The organism is Zophobihabitans entericus (assembly GCF_011745665.1).
Taxonomy (GTDB): domain Bacteria; phylum Pseudomonadota; class Gammaproteobacteria; order Enterobacterales; family Orbaceae; genus Zophobihabitans; species Zophobihabitans entericus.
In genome coordinates, this window is sequence record NZ_CP050253.1 from 1413781 (window position 1) to 1432583 (window position 18803).

Annotated in this window: 19 protein-coding genes and 1 tRNA gene; 15 read left to right on the forward strand and 5 right to left on the reverse strand. The window is 35.9% G+C overall.

Annotation, left to right across the window (positions count from 1 at the left end):
• The first annotated feature begins 709 nt into the window (after positions 1-709).
• From IPMB12_RS06350 to IPMB12_RS06385, 8 genes are all read left to right on the forward strand, one after another.
• Positions 710-3628: an autotransporter outer membrane beta-barrel domain-containing protein gene (locus IPMB12_RS06350; protein ID WP_166916059.1), complete on the forward strand. Its 2919-nt coding sequence runs from the start codon at positions 710-712 to the stop codon at positions 3626-3628.
• Positions 3629-4014: 386 nt separating this feature from the next.
• On the forward strand, positions 4015-4215 hold the full coding sequence (locus tag IPMB12_RS06355; protein WP_166916061.1) for a hypothetical protein: 201 nt from the start codon (positions 4015-4017) through the stop codon (positions 4213-4215).
• 210 nt (positions 4216-4425) lie between these two features.
• A complete protein-coding gene (locus IPMB12_RS06360; protein ID WP_166916063.1) occupies positions 4426-5721 on the forward strand; it encodes a 2-hydroxycarboxylate transporter family protein in 1296 nt (431 codons plus the stop codon).
• A 75-nt stretch (positions 5722-5796) separates the two neighbouring features.
• Positions 5797-6954 (forward strand): NAD(P)-dependent malic enzyme, encoded by a 1158-nt coding sequence (locus IPMB12_RS06365; RefSeq protein ID WP_166916065.1) that lies wholly within the window; start codon positions 5797-5799, stop codon positions 6952-6954.
• Positions 6955-7071: 117 nt separating this feature from the next.
• Positions 7072-8697 (forward strand): DcuS/MalK family sensor histidine kinase, encoded by a 1626-nt coding sequence (gene dcuS / locus IPMB12_RS06370; protein WP_166916067.1) that lies wholly within the window; start codon positions 7072-7074, stop codon positions 8695-8697.
• Positions 8690-9364 (forward strand): response regulator, encoded by a 675-nt coding sequence (locus IPMB12_RS06375; protein WP_166916069.1) that lies wholly within the window; start codon positions 8690-8692, stop codon positions 9362-9364. Before dcuS ends, IPMB12_RS06375 begins: the two co-directional genes overlap by 8 nt.
• 279 nt (positions 9365-9643) lie before the next feature.
• Positions 9644-10510, forward strand: a complete 867-nt coding sequence (locus IPMB12_RS06380; RefSeq protein ID WP_166916071.1) for a LysR family transcriptional regulator — start codon at positions 9644-9646, stop codon at positions 10508-10510.
• A 168-nt stretch (positions 10511-10678) separates the two neighbouring features.
• Entirely contained in the window at positions 10679-11356 is a 678-nt protein-coding gene (locus IPMB12_RS06385) for a MarC family NAAT transporter (protein ID WP_166916073.1), read from the forward strand.
• A gap of 56 nt (positions 11357-11412) precedes the next feature.
• Here IPMB12_RS06385 and IPMB12_RS06390 read toward each other — a convergent pair whose 3' ends face one another.
• Both IPMB12_RS06390 and IPMB12_RS06395 read right to left on the reverse strand, forming a co-directional pair.
• A complete protein-coding gene (locus IPMB12_RS06390; RefSeq protein WP_166916075.1) occupies positions 11413-11952 on the reverse strand; it encodes a hypothetical protein in 540 nt (179 codons plus the stop codon).
• Positions 11953-12119: 167 nt separating this feature from the next.
• Entirely contained in the window at positions 12120-13070 is a 951-nt protein-coding gene (locus tag IPMB12_RS06395; RefSeq protein WP_166916077.1) for an alpha/beta hydrolase, read from the reverse strand.
• Positions 13071-13222: 152 nt separating this feature from the next.
• Between IPMB12_RS06395 and IPMB12_RS06400 the strand changes: the two genes are divergently transcribed.
• Complete coding sequence (locus tag IPMB12_RS06400; RefSeq protein ID WP_166916078.1) at positions 13223-13546, forward strand: hypothetical protein; 324 nt, start codon at positions 13223-13225, stop codon at positions 13544-13546.
• A gap of 27 nt (positions 13547-13573) precedes the next feature.
• On the opposite strand, the gene IPMB12_RS06405 is transcribed toward IPMB12_RS06400, so the two are convergent.
• Complete coding sequence (locus tag IPMB12_RS06405) at positions 13574-14077, reverse strand: GNAT family N-acetyltransferase (RefSeq protein ID WP_228720354.1); 504 nt, start codon at positions 14075-14077, stop codon at positions 13574-13576.
• A gap of 295 nt (positions 14078-14372) precedes the next feature.
• Here IPMB12_RS06405 and IPMB12_RS06410 point away from each other — a divergent pair, with 295 nt between their 5' ends.
• Complete coding sequence (locus tag IPMB12_RS06410) at positions 14373-14564, forward strand: DUF1289 domain-containing protein (protein ID WP_407704054.1); 192 nt, start codon at positions 14373-14375, stop codon at positions 14562-14564.
• Positions 14565-14598: 34 nt separating this feature from the next.
• Here the strand turns inward: IPMB12_RS06410 and IPMB12_RS06415 are convergent, their stop codons facing one another.
• Positions 14599-14928 carry a zinc ribbon domain-containing protein YjdM gene (locus IPMB12_RS06415; RefSeq protein WP_166916082.1) on the reverse strand — a complete coding sequence of 110 codons (330 nt, stop codon included), beginning with the start codon at positions 14926-14928 and terminating at the stop codon, positions 14599-14601.
• Between the two features lie 155 nt (positions 14929-15083).
• Between IPMB12_RS06415 and IPMB12_RS06420 the strand changes: the two genes are divergently transcribed.
• Entirely contained in the window at positions 15084-15326 is a 243-nt protein-coding gene (locus tag IPMB12_RS06420) for a zinc ribbon domain-containing protein (protein ID WP_166916084.1), read from the forward strand.
• Here the strand turns inward: IPMB12_RS06420 and IPMB12_RS06425 are convergent.
• Positions 15323-15832, reverse strand: coding sequence for a ClbS/DfsB family four-helix bundle protein (locus IPMB12_RS06425; RefSeq protein ID WP_166916087.1), 510 nt, complete (start codon positions 15830-15832; stop codon positions 15323-15325). The two genes, IPMB12_RS06420 and IPMB12_RS06425, sit on opposite strands and share 4 nt — an antisense overlap.
• Positions 15833-16054: 222 nt before the next feature.
• On the opposite strand from IPMB12_RS06425, the gene IPMB12_RS06430 reads away from it, so the two are divergent.
• The 4 genes from IPMB12_RS06430 (at position 16055) to IPMB12_RS06445 (ending at position 18782) form a co-directional block, all read left to right on the forward strand.
• A tRNA-Val gene (locus tag IPMB12_RS06430) sits at positions 16055-16131 on the forward strand.
• Between the two features lie 679 nt (positions 16132-16810).
• Positions 16811-17557 carry a hypothetical protein gene (locus tag IPMB12_RS06435; RefSeq protein WP_166916089.1) on the forward strand — a complete coding sequence of 249 codons (747 nt, stop codon included), beginning with the start codon at positions 16811-16813 and terminating at the stop codon, positions 17555-17557.
• 194 nt (positions 17558-17751) lie between these two features.
• A complete protein-coding gene (locus IPMB12_RS06440) occupies positions 17752-18249 on the forward strand; it encodes an isochorismatase family protein (RefSeq protein ID WP_166916091.1) in 498 nt (165 codons plus the stop codon).
• Positions 18250-18410: 161 nt separating this feature from the next.
• Entirely contained in the window at positions 18411-18782 is a 372-nt protein-coding gene (locus tag IPMB12_RS06445; protein WP_166916093.1) for a hypothetical protein, read from the forward strand.
• Positions 18783-18803: the final 21 nt, after the last annotated feature.

Sequence of the window (18803 nt, forward strand, 5' to 3'; positions counted from 1 at the left end):
TGAGCAGAAGGTGGGTTTATCGGATTTTATACAAATCTTTGCTCACCAAAAGTACTCAAAATTGTCATATTAAATTGGGTTTATTAGATTTGAAATTACTAATCTTATCTATTTTTATAAAAATGATTAAACGCTAAAAACACTGTACTAATATAGTCTCGAACTATTTTAGTTTAAGTTAAAAGCAGTTAGGCCAATTTAATTATATAGTCAGAATATGAAATAATTTTAAAACTAACTATTGGTAATATAATAAAAATAGTTGTATTATTTCGTGTCCAAAATAAGTCAGCATAGAGTTTATTTTGCAGAGATTAATAATATCAATGAGATTGCTGTATGAAATTCAGGCACTTGTTATTGTTTTTGATCAAAGTCAACTAAAATGCACAACTTATTACTTTTCGTTATTTAGAGTTTATAAAACGGTCAAATAATGGAATAAAGAATCAATCAAGGAATGAAGTTGAATTAATTCAAATATTTGAATAATTCTATATAGATTAGCGGGTTATATTACTATTTAATCATTTAATTAAAATAAATTAAGGATGAATAGTAACAAAGAGTTCAAAAACGAGTAGTAATAAATTTGACTTATTTACAAGTTCCAAATTTACAAAAGACAGGCTTGCACAATGTATGTAAAGCCAACTTTATAATAAAACTACTCGGGAATGACTTAATCATGAAAATGACCTTTATAGCTATGTCTATTAAGAATAGACCTCTTTTACCCATTCTTGCAATTGCTGGTAATATGGTTTTTGCTCCTCTGGCACTAGCAACTGAATACAATACTCCTGTTGATCTCAACTCCACAACACTCGTCAGTGGGGATAAAGTTATTGTTGATGATCAGCGAAACGCTGTCTCCAGCACGACTGCTGGTAGTGGTGCTTTGCAATTAGGCAATGGTTCAATTACTGTTGAACTGACTAACTCTATTCCTGATGTCAGTATCACTGGGGTCAACCTTACCAATAAAATGGATAATGATTTTGGTATTGGCTCAACTATTGATGTCAAACAAACAACACCTCCAACGACAAACACTGTTTATAATATTAATGCGGTAAATTTGGGTGACCAAACGAATATGTCTGGTTCTGGCCTGGATATCGAAGTCACCGGGAGTGGCTCTGCTAAAGGTATTATTGGTACCGGGAACAATATCGTTGATTTAGGTGATGGTTCGAAAATTAAGGTAGAAAGTACAACTTCTTCAGCAGGTGTTGTTTTAAATAGCTCAGGAAAACTTATTGCTAATGGGATAACTATCGAAGCAAACTCTAATTCCATGTCTACCGGAATAGAGTCATCTGGTGCTGATGTTGATCTTGGTACCGGTAGCAAAATTATTATAGAAACAAATGCTGTCAGTGATGTTTCATATGGCGTTAAATTAAGTGGTAATGCTGAATTAACTGCTGACAATTTAACTATCGAAACAACGACAGGGAAAGGGATTTTAGCTGGAGGTACATCAACGGTTAAGTTGGGTTCAAATAGTAAAATTACCAGTAACGGTGATGGTATTGCTACTTTAGGAACTGATGTCAACGTCGAAGCGGATAGCTTAACGATTGAAACATCCGGTAGTAATGGCTATGGTATCAATATGAATAATGGTGCACATAGTGTTGATTTGGGTAGTAACAGTAAAATTACGACAACAGGAACAACTTCTACAGGCGTCTGGATGGTTGGACGTAATGACGCAACCTTTACAGCTGAAGCATTAACGATCCATACCATAGGTTCAAGTGCCAACGCCATTGATGTGCGTAGAGGCAGTGCAACCATCAGTGCAGGCAGTGTTTTACAGTCAGATAATGCCGGAACGGTTGCAGTTTATGCTGCTAGTGGGTCAACAGCTAGTGCAACGATTAACGACAGTAAATTGATTTCTGGCGGCAGCTACGCTGCACTTTCTCAGGGTGCTAATTCAACTGTCAATTTGAATAACGTTGAGATTGAGGTCGATCGTAACGGCAGTCCGGCTTATGCACTGTGGGCAACAGGTGGTGGCGGTAAAATTAATGTTAATGGCATGAACCTGCAAGGTGCGGCTGGTGTATATGGTATTGTGGCTAATAATCAGGGTAAAGTGACATTACAGGGTGATATTACACTGAATGCGTTATCCGGTGTAGCGATGATTGCTGATGGTACAGGTGGCTCGATTACAGGTACTGGTAAAATGAATATTACTGGTCAGCTTGCTGCACAAAATTCAGCTTTAGTTGATCTGTCAATGACGAGCGGTTCAGTACTTAATGGTGCAGTAACGCAATCAAGTGGTGGAGTGGCTAATTTAGCCTTAAACAACTCTACCTGGACATTTGATAATGACTCCAGCATTAATAACTTAGCATTAAGTAATAATTCAAAAGTAAACTTCCAGACTGCGACTGATGGTGTGTTGACGGTAAATAATTTATCAGGTAACGGCATATTTAGTATGCGTACTGATTTATTAAATAATAGTGGCGATTTAATTCAGGTGACCGGAACTACTGCAGGTAGTCACCGTTTAACTGTGGCTAATAGCGGTAGTGATACCACTGACGGAACTGAAACCTTAACGCTGGTTAATACCGCAGACGGTCAAGGTTCATTTGGTTTAACGAGCAATGTTGAACTGGGTGGATATGTATATAGCTTGCGTCAGACAGGCACTGACTGGGAACTTTACTCATCGGATACTACCTCTTCAGCAGCTGATGCCTCAGCGAGTTTCTTAAACGTGAGTTATTTAATGAACTATGCTGAAACTCAAACTTTACTACAACGTATGGGCGATTTACGTCAGGGTAGTGAGCAGGATAACGTTTGGGTACGTTTCTTCTATGGTAATTTTGATTCATTTTCTAACCATAAGTTAGGTAGTTTTGATATGGATTATCATGGTTTCCAATTAGGTGCGGATAAATCATTCACTTTTAGTCAGGGTGATTTATATACTGGTGCCTTTGTTGGCTTAACTAATTCATCTCAGGATTATGCAAGTGGTGATGGTAGCTTAAAAAGTAAATCTATAGGTGTCTATGCAACCTATATCATGAATTCAGGCGCCTATTTAGATGGTATTTTAAAATATCAACATCATAAAAATAAACTGAATGTAACTGATACTCAAGGTAATGCTGTTTATGGTAATGGTAGTTCTGATGGTTTCTCTGCTTCTATTGAAGGTGGTCATCGTTTCAATTTTGGTGAAAACAGAACCGGATGGTATGTAGAACCACAAGTACAGTTAAGCTATAGCTGGCAGGATAGTACGACAATTGATAACTCTAACGGTTTAAAAGTTGAGTTAGACAGTTATGATTCACTGCTTAGCCGCGTTGGTGTATTAATTGGTTATGAAGTGAATAAAGCTGATCGTGCCCCGGTTAACTTCTACTTTAAAAATAGCTGGTTACATGAGTTTACTGGTGAGACAAGCTATAAACTAAATGGCTCAAAAGAAGAGATCTCCTTTAAAGGTGATGCATGGGTTTCTGGTGTTGGTGCAAGTGTTTTGGTTAATAAAAGCCATACTTTCTATTTAGACATGGAAAAAACAATGGGTAATAAATTTGATCAGGCGCATATTAATATTGGTTACCGTTTTAGTTTCTAATTAATTATTAGCATTAAACAAGCCCGGTTACTTAGTTGAGTGACCGGGTTTTTTATTACGTAATTTTTATAAATAGATATACTTTAACTGTATCGTTATTTAGCACTGAGAGATTGAGAAATTATCTTTTAAAGGTATAACATATATCTGATTGGTTATTTGAAAGCTACTCGTTGATAGGAGAGAGGTTATAAGTCTGTACGCCATTCTTTTAACCCCGTCACATATCTGATTTTATTCTGTGTAATTCATATAGAATAAGGCTTGTTAAAATTATACTTTAATTTATATTTAGAAATTCTTTAATCAAAGGTAAAGAGTAAGGGAACTGCTAGTCAATTGACTTGTTGTTGTAAAGTAAATGTAATTTGTATGAAGGAGAGTCAATGACTTATTTGCAATTTCTAAATTGGTTAGAAGAGCTTGCAGAGCAAGGAAAATTGTTTTCATTAATTGAACATCATGACACGATTATTATTAAGACCAATAAACGTCAGACATTTTCGTTTAGTCATACAGATGCGAAGGAACAATCTAATATTGATCACTTTGTAAAAGAGTTAAAATTTGCTTTAGGAGAGTTATAATTTTATTTATTCACTTTTGAAGCTTAATCAATTAATTAGACCTCAAAAGTGAATAATTAAGTCAGATTATATAGAACCTCTTATTTTATTATTAATTTCTATCTCACTTACATTAATTACATAATGACTTAGTTAACTTTCCAATTCTTCTCATTTTTATCTGCATATCTAAACTACTCATAGTTTCAACCCATTCAACATGAGGCTACTATGAGTATTATTCAAAAAATAAAAGAAAAGAATCTCTATATCGGATCTTTACCAATACATATTTTTATTATCTGTTCTATCGTGGTGATTATTGCCGCGCAGCTGGATATGCTGCCTAAAAGTTTAATTGGCGGGTTTGCGGTTATTTTACCAATGGGCTGGTTTTTAGGAACGGTTGGACAGAACCTGCCTTTCTTTAAAAAGTTTGGTGCTCCGGCAATCCTGTCATTAATTATCCCGTCTTTATTGGTCTACAATGATGTGTTTGATGTTAATACACTGGCAGCAACTAAGATGTTGATGAAAGATTCAAACTTCCTGCTGTTTTATATCTCAAGCCTTGTCTGTGGTAGTATTTTAGGTATGCACCGGGTTATTTTGATCCAGGGCTTTATTCGTATGATGATTCCGATGATTCTGGGAATGTGCTTAGCGGCACTGGCTGGCGTCGGTGTCGCGGTAGCTTTCGGTGATACCTGGGATCATGCACTGTTTTATACTGTTGCACCGGTTATGGCTGGTGGAGTTGGTGAAGGAGTATTACAGCTTTCCAATGCTTACAGTAATATCTTAAATCAAGATTATGATATGTTCGTTAGTGCGTTAATTCCTGCCACTGTTGTGGGTAACTTTTTTGCGATTACTTTTACTGCCATTATCAACCGGGTTGGTGAGCTTAAACCACATTTAAGTGGTAAAGGCCAACTGGTTAAAATTGAATTTGAAGGAATGGAAGAAGCACTTAAAGAAGATACAACACCATTAGATGCAAGAGCAATGAGTGGGGCTGTAATGGTTCTATCCACTATGTTTGTACTTGGTTTAATTTTAGAAAAAATCACCCACTTCCCGGGGCCTGTATTGATGATTATTGCTACCGCGGTAGTTAAATATTCCCGAATCCTGCCGGAAAGCGTAGAGCGAGGCAGCCAGCAATGGTACAAATTTATCTCTGGTAACTTTACTTATCCGCTAATGGCTGGTCTTGGTCTGCTTTATATCGACTTAGGCAGCGTAGTACAGGTATTGACTATTCCATACTTCTTAACCGTTATTGCGGTGGTGTTTACGGTATCAATGACTGGCTTTGTATGTAGTTACTTCTTAAAAATGTACCCAGTCGAGGCATCTATCATTTCTTCGTGCCAAAGTGGTATGGGTGGAACAGGCGACGTGGCAATTCTGTCAACAGCAAACCGCATGAACTTAATGCCATTTGCACAAGTTGCAACACGTTTAGGTGGGGCGCTAATGGTAATTTGTGCTACGGCATTATTACGTTATTTACATATGTAATTATGAATTTAATTTATATTACATACAATTAAAGATAAATTTTATATACTTCATAGATTATTCGAGGTGATTAAGATGACAACAGTTCAAGAAAAAGCATTAGCAATCAGTAAAGAGAAACACGGTAAATTAGAAATTCGTTCTAAAGTAGAAATTAATTCAATGGCAGATTTAAGTGTTGCCTATACACCTGGCGTGGCTGCTGTTTGTACTGAAATTGCTAATAACAAAGAGATGGTTTATGAATACACCTCAAAACGTAATTTAGTAGCGGTGATTACTGATGGTTCGGCAGTACTTGGACTAGGTAACATTGGACCTGAAGCTGCTATTCCAGTGATGGAAGGTAAAGCTATTCTGTTTAAACGTTTTGCTGATGTGGATGCTATTCCTTTATCGATTAATACGCAAGATCCGGATGAACTAGTCAGCCATATTGCTGCTTTGGCTCCTTCATTTGGTGGTATTAATCTGGAAGATATTAGTGCTCCGCGCTGCTTTGAAGTTGAAAAACGCCTGAAAGCAATGCTGGATATTCCGGTGTTTCATGATGACCAACATGGTACGGCAATCGTTGTTCTGGCTGCTTTATACAATGCGTTAAAAGTAGCGCAAAAATCAATTGATAGTGCTAAAGTGGTGATTAATGGTGGTGGTGCAGCAGGTTTATCTATTGCTAATATGCTGCTGGCGGCGGGTGTTAAAAATCTGAAAGTCGTCGATAAAATCGGAATCTTATGTGAATCAGATACTTCTCTGCCGGCTCATCATATGGAGATGGCAAAGAAAACCAATCGTGAAAAACAAACAGGTACTTTGCAGGATGCAGTCAAAGGCGCTGATGTGTTTGTTGGTGTTTCTGCTCCTGGCGTTTTAAAGAAAGAGTGGGTAGCGACTATGGCTGATAAATCGATCGTCTTTGCTATGGCTAATCCGATGCCAGAAATCATGCCGGATGAAGCCAAAGCCGGTGGTGCTTATGTAGTTGGTACCGGACGTAGTGATTTTCCAAATCAAATCAATAACGTTCTGGCTTTTCCTGGGATTTTCCGTGGTGCGCTTGATGCAAGGGCAAAAGATATTACCCTTGAAATGCAACTTGCTGCTGCTAAAGGCTTAGCGAGTATTGTCACTGCAGATAAGTTATCACCTGACTATATTTTGCCAAATGCGTTTGAGCCTAATGTGTCAAAAGTCGTGGCGGAAAGTGTCAGAAATGCAGTAAAAAAATAGTTGTTATTTTCTGCTAATTAGCTAAATAAAACCTGCTTAATCGTTTATTATTAAGCAGGTTTTACTATTTTTAATGATCACTATGAATGTTTTAATACCAATCATGCAGGTTGAGATATGAAAAAGTTTCTTGATAATCTTAAATTAAAAACAAAACTCATCATCCTGATTTGTCTGGTGTTTATATTAGCTGTTGTGGCAGAAAATATTTATATTATTCGTATTGTAAATAATGAATATTACGAGGATGCCAGTCAACGGGTTGAAAATGTAGCCAGTCTTGTGGCTGTTTCCCCAAGTGTAATTAATAATATTAGTCACCCGACACCTGAAAATTTATCTGCGCTTCAGTCTTATGCAGAAATTACTCGTCAGCTCTCACAAGTAGAATTTATTACTATCTTTGGTATGGATGGTAAACGCTTCACTCACCCTGATGTGACTAAAATTGGTCAGATGATTGTTGGTGGTGATGGTGAAAGGGCTCTTCAGGGAGAATCTTATCTTTCTACTGCGAAGGGAACGCTAGGAGTATCAATTCGGTCATTCCACCCAATTGTTAACGAACAAAATCAGCAAATTGGCGCGGTGATGGTCGGGCAGACTTTGCAAAAAATTGATCATATTGCCTCCCGAACTAGTCAACCTATTTTACTCACGCTGGTGATCTCTTTAGCTATTGCCATTAGTCTGGCGCTATTTTTATCCCGCAATATTAAAAATATCTTACTCGGCTTTGAGCCTTTTGAGATGGTGAAACTCTTTGAAGAGCGTGATGCGATTATTCGTACTGTGAAAGAGGGCATTATTGTTATCAACCGGGAAGGGCTGGTGACAGAAATCAATGATGAGGCTAAACGAATTCTGCGTACTGATAGTAACCATGAAAATATTGTTAATCATAATGTCAGTTTGATTATTCCTAATTCCAGATTGCATGAAGTTATGCAAACGGGCAAACCGGAATATGATAGTGAACAAAATATTAATGGCATTACTATTTTAACCAATCGGACTCCACTGTTTGTTAAAGGTCAGCTGGTTGGCGCGGTTGCTTCGTTTAGAGATATGACAGAAGTTCGTCAGCTGGCAGAAAATCTGACTGGCGTAAACAGTTATGCCGATGCGCTGCGTTCTCAGTCTCATGAATTTAATAATAAGTTACATGTGATTTATGGACTGGCTTTTAATGATAATAAAGATGAACTCATCAACTATATTGAAGAGGTGATAGGCAGTCGTCAGGCCGAGCAGGATGGTATTTCTCAGTCAATCAAAGAACCTATTATTGCCGGTTTTTTAAATAGTAAATTTAGCCGGGCGCGTGAACTTGGAGTTGAACTACACTTAAATATCAGTGGCATATTACAGCCAATTGCCAACAGCTCAGTAATACATAGTCTGGTCACTATTTTAGGTAATTTAATTGATAATGGTCTGGATGCGGTGCAATTTGTCGATGATAAGCAAATCACCGTGAACTTATCTTTAACTGATAAAAATTTTGAGATTGAAGTACAAGATAGTGGTGACGGGATAGAAGAGCAGGATCTTAAGAAAATTTTTACCAAAGGTTACTCCACAAAAGGTGATAATCGTGGTTTTGGGTTATATTTAGTGCTAGCCAGTATCGATGAACTGGGTGGATTTATTAATATCTGTGAGACAAAAGCTCAACAAGGTGCCTGTTTTCACGTATCATTACCATTAGATGAACTCTATCAGGGAAATAACCATGATTGATGTATTGATTGTTGAAGATGATCCGATGGTGGCAGAGCTAAACCGTAAATATTTACAGATGATCCCCGGATTTAAACTTGTCGGACAAGTTAGTGATGGTGAGGAAGCATTGCACTACATTCATGATAATCATGTGTCATTATTACTCCTTGATGTTTTTATGCCCAAAATGGATGGTTTAAAGCTGTTACAGCACATTCGAACCAGCTATCCTAAAATAGATATTATTATGGTCACTGCTGCCTGTAATACTTCTGATATTCAAACCGCTTTAAGACTTGGTGTCATCGACTATATTGTTAAACCTTTCACATTCGGTCGTTTCCGTACTGCGTTATTGTCTTATCAGGAACGAGTCAGGCTGCTGTCTTCAACTGAGATTTTAGATCAAAAGCAGTTAGATTCTCGTATATTTGCCAAAGCAACAGAACATACTAAAACTTTACCTAAAGGCATTGATTCTGAAACATTAAAAATTGTTCAGGAGGTGATTAATAGCTATAACGGCGATTTTAGTATGAGTGATATTGTACCTTTGATTAATTTATCCCGTATTTCATTAAAAAAATATATCGACCATCTGGAAGAGGCAGGTGAGCTTGAAAGTTATTTAGCTTATCTGTCAGTTGGGCGCCCTGTCAGGGTTTATTCCATAAAGAAATCATAAGCTTTTCGTTATTTTATCGAATAACTCTCTGTATTCTATGTCACTTTTATTCAAAATTGATAAAAATCATCGTTGATAATATTTAAACTCGAACATATAATCCATCATTACCCAAATTCGCACTTTTTTGCTTGATTAGGTGATAATTCCAATAAATAGAATAAAATTCTGTGTAATATATAACAGATAAATTATAAGATTTTTGAATAACATTTATAAACAAACCAAATAAATAGAGGTAATAGGATGAATATAAAGAGGCTTAGTTATCTGGTGGAGTTGAGTCGTTGGCAAAGCTTCACTAAGGCATCCGAGGTATTAAATATTTCACAACCCTCTTTGTCACAACATGTCACAAAACTTGAAACTAAGATCGGTAAAAAGATTATCGACAGAACAACTCGTCATTTTAAATTAACCGAGTTTGGTGAAGTGTTTGTAGAAAGAGCAAATAAGCTCATCGCGGAAATGGATAGTTTTCAGGACTTTGTAGAGTCTTATGATGCGACAGTAAAAGGTAAATTAGTCGTTGGTATCATCCCGGTAGTCGGATATCTGAGAATGGGTGATATGATGTCAGAATTCCATAACAAATATCCTGATGTTAACCTGATTATCAGCGAAGGTTTAAGTCATCCATTAATTAGTGGTCTAAAAGATACAGATTCACATGTGACTATTGCTACTCCAAATAGTAAGGAACTTCATGAAAGTTACTTGGCTCATGAACTACTTATTGATGATGAGTTAGTCGTGATTGTCGCTAATGAGCATCCTTTAGCTAAACATAGCGGACCATTATCATTAGGTGATTTAGCTAATCAAAAAATGGTATTGCCACAAAAAGATACCGGTGCGTATACGATCATTTGTAAAGCACTGGAAGATGTAGGCATTGATCCTAGAAATTATAGTGAATGTAGCTTGCTTGATCTAAAAATGAATATGGTTCGTTATCAAGAGTTTGTTGGATTCTTCCCGAAAAAATCAGTGAAGTATTTCAGTGATGGAGTCACTGTGATTGATCTGGAAAATCCGCCTAAAAAGCCATTGATGTTAAGTTCATTAAAACGTAATTCACACTATCCACCACTTAAAGCGTTTAAAACATTTGCTCATGAATGGGTACAAAAACATATCGACTAATTATTCAAATTAGCTCGTTATCAGAATAGATGAGTGATCCTCCTGTGCCTGCACCGGAGGATTTTTATTTTTTCACATAATTAAATAACTTAGCAACTGGTGATTCTGCATAAATCAGTTATCATTAATTGCTATAAATAAAGAGAGTCGGTAAAAATAGGTAATTGAATGATTGAATTATTACAAGTGGTTGGTGTTGGGGTTATTATGTTTGTGCCATTAACTAATCCTTTGACCACTGTTGCATTATTGCTCGGACTATCCGGTAATATGACTGCTCAGGAACGTAATCATCAGGCTAAAATGGCTTGTATCTATGTCTTTATTATTATGGTGGTGGCGTTTTATTTTGGTCAATTGATCATGAATACGTTTGGTATTTCTATCACCGGTTTGCGTATTGCCGGTGGGATGATCGTAGCCTTTATTGGTTTTAGAATGCTCTTTCCTCAGCAGGCATCTTATAAAAGTATAGAAGCTGATGATAAACGTCAGGAAATTCGTAACGAGCAATCAACCAATATCGCTTTTGTCCCTTTGGCTATGCCAAGTACAGCAGGTCCGGGTACGATTGCTATGATTATTAGCACAGCAGCTTCAGTGAAAACTGGCGCCATTGAAATGACACCTTGGGTGATGTATACCGCTTCGATTCTGGTTCCTTTGAGTTTAAGTCTGATTTTATGGTTTTGTTTAAGAAGCTCTGGCGTAATTATGCGCTTATTTGGTAAGAGCGGGATTGAAGCTATCTCTCGTATTATGGGTTTTTTATTGGTCTGTATGGGGGTTCAGTTTGTGATTAATGGTGTTGTTGAGTTGATCTTAAATTTTCCAAATATTAACTAAAGCTTGATAAAATAAAAGCCACCTAGTGTGGCTTTTATTTTACGTATTCTGTAGGATTATTCTGGTATTATTTCGTTATGAGCCTTGGACTGACTTAATTTTGCCTGTAATGCCTGACCAAAAACCATATCAGGAATCGAGAACAGCATTGATTCACCATTGAGTAGTTCCGCAAAAGCATAAGGTGCTCTTCCTTTACAGGCAAACACTTTACGGCTGAAATCTTTTTTGATTCTAAAATTACCTGACTGATAAGCGTGAATATTAACACCACCAACTTTAGCACCAAGTTGATAGCCCACAGGCAGTTGTTGTTCAAATAGCTCTAGTTGCCTGATATCTGTCAGTGATACTTTTTTAGTATAAAGTTTGTCACCAATTTCAAGCTCAGTATCAGTAAATTCAACTTTTGCTGTATATAAAATCATGATAATCAGGCCGGCCAGTATTAACATCGTGACGATAAGAATTACCGATAATAGGGTAGTGTCGCTGCTTGACGTTGGATCAGAAAAGCTGATCGCAATAGGCAAGATAAGTAGAATAAACAGCATGACAATATAAATGGATTTATTAACCTGAACTTTTGCTTTCATTATATTTTTAATATGCCTGAATTAAGTAAAAATAATAAGGGTGTATTATTCATGAAATCAGTTAATTTAGCTATAAAATCAGAATAGAATTACGTCATTATGCAGAGAAAATCTGCTTTTTGTGATCTGTGCCAGAGCTAATAAAAAAATAGTACTAATTTTAAACGTTATTGTAATACCCGATAATTAGCCAGCCAGACCCGAATATCTTCAACAACTCTGATTAACTCACTTTGACCTGTATTTAAATTAATAAATTGACCATTCATATTTGGATAAGCCATCATTCGAATATTATATTTACCATCATCGTTTTTGAGTGAGCCAAGCATCTGTTTGGTTGATTTAATTGAAATATCAACCTCTTGCCCGGAAGAAATAATCAGAACCGGTTGGGTGACCTGAGCCAGAATAGCTTGCCTGTCGTAACTTAAAATATCTTTCCACCACAGCAGCCCGTGATTATCTAAATCTAGCTGCTCCGGATTTTCTCTTTGGATGCGTTCAGTGGTACGAATAAAGGCTAGTTGTTCGGTATCAGCTTCTTCTGTGTTAAGTTTTCTTGAAATGCGATACAACACATCATCAATGAAGTAACGTCCGCCACTGTTAATTGAAATTACAGCGTTAATCACTTTTGGTAGTTCTGAGGCAATCCTGCTGGCTATCAGCCCACCTTCATTAATTCCCAGTACCACAATATTTTTATAGGTTTGGATTTGTTGCAGGCGATCAAGAACCTGCTTCACATCTCGTACACGCTGGCTTGGTGAATCATACTTAATATAAGAAGAAGGGCAAAATACCAACTCTTTAGCTAATGGATCCGGAGAGTAAGCATCTAAGCCATATTTTTCAACCGTTAATAAATCAGCAGAGGGAATCACCTGAGAAAGTCCACGATTTAAGGTACTGTCATAGGCAACGCTTGAACATTCAGAACCTTGTAACAGAATTAATAAGGTATCAGAAGGAGAGGCGATTTTTTGTCTGGTCAAATAATAGGTAACAGGAGAACCGTCATCTCTGATAAGATGATTGGTTGTTGGCATTGCATAAGCAAAATTTAAATATGAAAAAAGCAAAATAAATAGGCTTAATAGTAATCTTTTAGGCATTGTTTATTCCAGTTTAATCACAGTTAATTTGTTATTAGAATGACGAATTACCGCCAAAATCGCAACTAGCTTTTTGATTTATTCACAAATCAAACACAGTAAAATAACATATTGTCGTAATTCATCAATAACAATTATTAAAGAAATTAAAAATGAAAAGAAAAAACTATAAGTGTGTTTCTAGAATAAATCTCTCCACAGATGGCAGAGTATTATTTGAACAAAAAGTAGGTTTCGCTGATTATCTCAAATTTGGTCTGCCGGCTTTATTTTTTAAGAAAAAGAATCCGCAAATCTGCCGGGTTGAAGACGTGGTAGTCATTGAAACCAGTTCAACAATGTTGACAGGAAATCTTATCGTTATTTACACACAAGATTGTAAATACGTCCTTGTTGCACGTGATAAGACTACCTGGCAGGATATCGTTATTTTTTTACAGAACTCAACTTTGCAATCTAAGTTAGATATGCAGTAGAGACCCTATCAGAACAACGATTAGCGGTTAGATAATTTTCTTACCTAAAATGACAAGATCACGTTTGATATTATCTAGCTCAGCCACTTCCGGCAATAAGCCATATTGCTGATAGCCCAGTTTAGAAAATAAACCGAGACTGGGTAAGTTATGCCCAAAAATGAAACATAAAATTGTTTCGATTTTGTGTGACTTAGCGTGAGACTCAAGCTGCGGAACAATCGTTTGTGCAATTCTTTTACCACGAAAATCACTATGAATATATAAACTGATTTCTACCGTTTTATTATAAGCTGGGCGACCATAAAAGCTGGAAAGGCTCACCCAGCCACAAGGCTTGCCATCATACTCAATTAGCCATAATGGTCTTTCTGCTGTTTGATGCTGATTAAACCAATCCAGACGACTTTCTACTGAGACAGGCGTAGTATCTGCTGTTACCATACGTCCGGCAATAGTTGAGTTGTAGACATCAACAATAAAAGGTAGATCGCCTGTTACTGCGGGACGAGAGGAAATAAGTTTATTCAATTGTTATTTACCTAAAAACTTTAAATAAATCAAATGGTTACGTAAAGTGAAATATAGCGTAATGTATTGATTTATATTAATAAATATTGGTACTGATAAATATTATGCTATAACCGAAGAAAAATTAATCGCTTAATTTACCAGAAATAATGCGTTTATTTTATGATGAGTTGTATAATGAGTAAAACTGAATTTATAAGTAGCATGAATATTTTTTATGTTAGATCAAATTGAAATCTTTGACATTGAAAGCCCATGTAAGCGGGTTTGTGAAACTAACAAGCAAGGATATTGCATGACTTGTTTTCGCTCACGCGATGAGCGCTTTTTGTGGTTAAAGTTTACTAATGAACAAAAGCGTGTGGTGCTGAGATTATGTAAGCAACGTGCTTTACGTCGTCAGTATCAGCTATTGCAAGAATCTCAAAAGGCACAAATACCAGAAACAGTTGATCAATTAGACTTATTTGGTGAGACAGAAGAGTAGAGCAGATGAGAATTCATCTGCTTAGATAAATGTATTAAGCCTTTTTCACAAAGCAAGCTTTTAGCATCACTTTCATGCCATCAATTTTACAGTCGATCTCGTGATCACCTTCCACTAAACGAATACCTTTAGCTTTGGCGCCTTTTTTAAGAACGGTTGATGAACCTTTTAATTTTAAATCTTTGATTAGAATAATTGAGTCACCATCAACCAGTAAGTTACCATTACTGTCTTTTACTTCAAGGCCAGAAGCTGGAGCTTCGTTTGGATCCCACTCATGAGCACATTCCGGGCAAATATATAAAGTACCGTCAGAATAAGTATGCTGCGAAGAACAAATCGGGCAATTAGGTATTGAGTCCATAATTATCATCCATTTTTAGAAAAAACGCGATTATACCTTATTTTTACTCATTAGTCATAAATAGGGTGAGATAAACCATTTATCTGTATTGCATTATCAGATAAGGAGGAGTAGGATTTTTAAGATAAGCTTATTATAAGTAAGGTTAATCAACGATGAAAATGTGTATTGCTTGTGGAATGCCAATGACCTCTATTGGTGATTATCCACGTCTTGATATTTCAAAAAATTATTGTAAACACTGTGCCCGAGAAGATGGCTCAATGCAGAGTTTTGATGAGCGCTGGGAGAATCTGACGTGCTTTATGATCCGCGAACATAAAATGGATAGAATAGTAGCCAGAGAGACGGCTTACACCGTCTTAAAAAAGTTACCAGCATGGAAACCAAAACGCTAATCTTTTAGTGTTTTCACATATTTTTTAATCTTCTTTATTGCCCAGTCATAGTGGCTGGAAGTGCTTGAAATAAGATAAGCACCAAGTGATGTTGTGCCTGTCCACGGGTAGTACTTTTTGGTAAATAACTCGTCATTACTGTGCTTTTTAATTAGCTTCATCACTTGTTGATGGCTGGAATTTAATAATTTTATTGCATCAGGTAAGCTTGTGTTTTGGTATTTTTGCCAGATAACCAGATTCAGAGCTGGAATTGTCTGCCAGGTATAACCTTCAGCTGGTGTAACAGGTTTAGAACCAGACATACCTGTTTTATACCAACCCAGCATCATTAAATGCCATTCATATAAATGACATAACACATCCCGAATATTGCGATCTCGATCTTCAAAAGGGAATTCAGCCATTTGTTTTTCCGCTGGTACTGAATCTATCAGTTTAAATAATAGTTCAAAATTATGGGTACTGAGTGTTAATAATTCATCTTTCGTTGTTGGTCTTGGCATAAATTATCTCCATAGTTTTATTCGTATATTGAAGAGTGGGAGTCTAGAAAGTACCTTACTATAAATCTTTTATGACAATATTTCTGTCTTTAAATATGTTTATATAATAAGCAAATTTACTCAAATGCAGAAAATTTATTCATTTTTAGATTTTTTTACTTGATACTTCGTGTTTAGCCCGTTAATATTTGCAACTGTATTTTATCTAAATACATTCTTACTGCGTCCGTAGCTCAGTTGGTTAGAGCACCACCTTGACATGGTGGGGGTCGGTGATTCGAGTTCACTCGGACGCACCATTCAAAATCAATAACTTACCTTAAAATATTATACTGATTTTTTATTTCTGGTTGCCGTATGGTTGCCGTTTCAATATTAAAATTCATGCAAATTTTACTGTTTAGTGGCACAGGTTATGAAACGTATTTATATTAATCGTTTTGGCCAATGGTTTTGATTACCCATTGGTAAAAGGGGAATTAGTTGTTATCTTATTGGATAACAAGATTATTGAATCATACAGTTAGTGTGTCAGGAGAATTCTAACTTTATGATTTTTAAGCAGTATCAATTTGTTTTTTAAATAGGATTAGCATATTTATAGGAATAAATAAGGATATATAAGTAACAAGAAGGAGGGAAAAATGAGAACCCCACATAAAAATTTGATTAGTTTATTAAAAGCTAAAAAAAGAAAAATGAATTCTCACACAATAGCTAGATAAATTAATTAGTTAAATTCATTGAAACCCCACTAATATAAAAGTATTAGTGGGGTTTTTCTTATGAGTCATTTGCACGAGCATTAATAAAATTGATGAGAGATTTACGTCAGCTTTTATTATGATTGATATACAAATGATTATCGGTATAGATTAAAGAGTTGATAAAAATATAAACTTTCCTATAATCGAGAGCTTAATAAGATAAAAATAAATTTTAGTAGAATCATATCTATCTATTTATGGAAAGGAACTTATGTTAAGTAAAAAACTTATTCTTATGAGCGTAGTCACTGTGTCAATTTTGACTGGTTGTACTTCAGTTCTCAATAATATTGCAGCAGCGATGACAGATACACCAAAAACAGATTCAGTACCGGAAAAATTTCAATCAGGTAACTATTTTATTAATAGCTATCTAAACTATAGCATGGCAGAAAATTATACTATAGATGATTATATTAAAGTATGGGGTAAACCAGTAGAAACCTACACCCCGTCGGGATCGTATATTGCAAAGTGGCAACTGCTTGATGATAAAAGTTGTACTGTGTATGTCAATTTTAACCCTAAAACTAAAGTCGTGAAGCCACTTGATTACCGTTTAGATGACTGTTTAAGTGTATCTATGACTGGTCCGGTTATTACTGTACCAAAAGATGAACCTTATAATGCAGGCTATATGGCAATGCGTTCTCGTACATTAAATGATGTCATGGCTGATTGGCTAGGAAAAAATATCGATTCAGCGCTAGTCAAATGGGGCGCTCCAGCCAGTAGTACTGCAATGAATTCAGGTGGAAAAATATATACCTGGAAAAACTATTGGGAAAGTGCCCGTGATGTTTGGTCTGGTAACTATACTTACGGTTGGTGTGAACAAACACTAGTTAGCAATAGTAAAGGTGTTATTGTCAATTGGAATCATAAAGGGTGTCGTTCTGGTGCTACTTATGGGCAGATTCCTAAACTTGTCGCTGAGCCAAAACCATTGGCGATGTAATCAATTTAGATAATTTCTACCTAATGATGAATATAAAAATAGCGCACATAATGTGCGCTATTTTTATGTAGTTTTAGTATTAGGTGATTCGCTTATCTGGACTTATTTTAAAGTGTAGTAAAAGCGTTATATAATTTAAAGTAAGATAAAATAGAGTAACTAATGCAAGTGTCAATAAAGTAGGTGAGGTATTTATGAGTAAAGCTTTGATTGTGATTGATGCTCAAAATGATTATCTGGCAACAGGTAAATATCCTTTGTGGAATATGGATAGCGCCTTAGCTGAAGTTAAGCATCAGATATCTGAATATAAACAGCAAAATTTACCGATTATTTTTATCAGACATTTATCCGGTAAAGGTGCTGCCTTTTTTGAAGAAGGGACGAAAGGCTCAGAAATTATTCCTGAACTGCTTGAACTGGCAGGAGATAAGGCAATTATTATAAATAAGCGTCATGGTAACTCATTTGACGAAACTGAACTTGATAGTGTTTTACAAAAGCGAGAATGCAAAAAAATAGCCTTATGTGGCATGATGACACAAAACTGTATTTTGTTTACTGCTATATCTGATCAGGCCAGGAAGTATGATATTTCAGTTATTGAGAAGGGGTGTACCAGTGTTTCAGCTGTGATACACTCCGTAGCTATCAGAGGACTATTAAGAATAAATCACATTAATGTCATTTAGTGATTAAATAGTTAAAAATTTATATCTTCAATGTATGTGTCTGAAAAATTGATAGAGAACAATTACACGTAAAAATATTGTTGTTGTTATTCTATTCAGTTTTTATATAATTCACACCGGTCAGTCAAAATCATGCTAAAGATGAATTAGGAAAAATACAGATGAAAAAAATATTAATTTTGTTATTTGCAGTAATGTTGAGTGCGTGTTCAAACATTGGTGGGAACGCTGATAAATTTGAATCTCAATATGTAAAATCAAATCTTATTGTGGGTAAAACAACACAAGACCAGGTTATCGCAGCTTTTGGGAGTCCAGATTCTAAGAGTTTAGATAATAATGGTAATGAAACCTGGTTGTACCGCAAAGATGAAGGGTTTGATATGCTTTCTGCTGTTTCAGGTTATATTCCTGGTGGTAGTGCAGCAGCTGGTGCAAATGATGCCAGAAATGATGCGAACGAGAAGGGTACCTATAACAGATTATGGGTTAGTTTCAATAAGAAAGGTATTGTCACTTCCTGGAATATGTAATTATTCGATGATTGTTTGAAA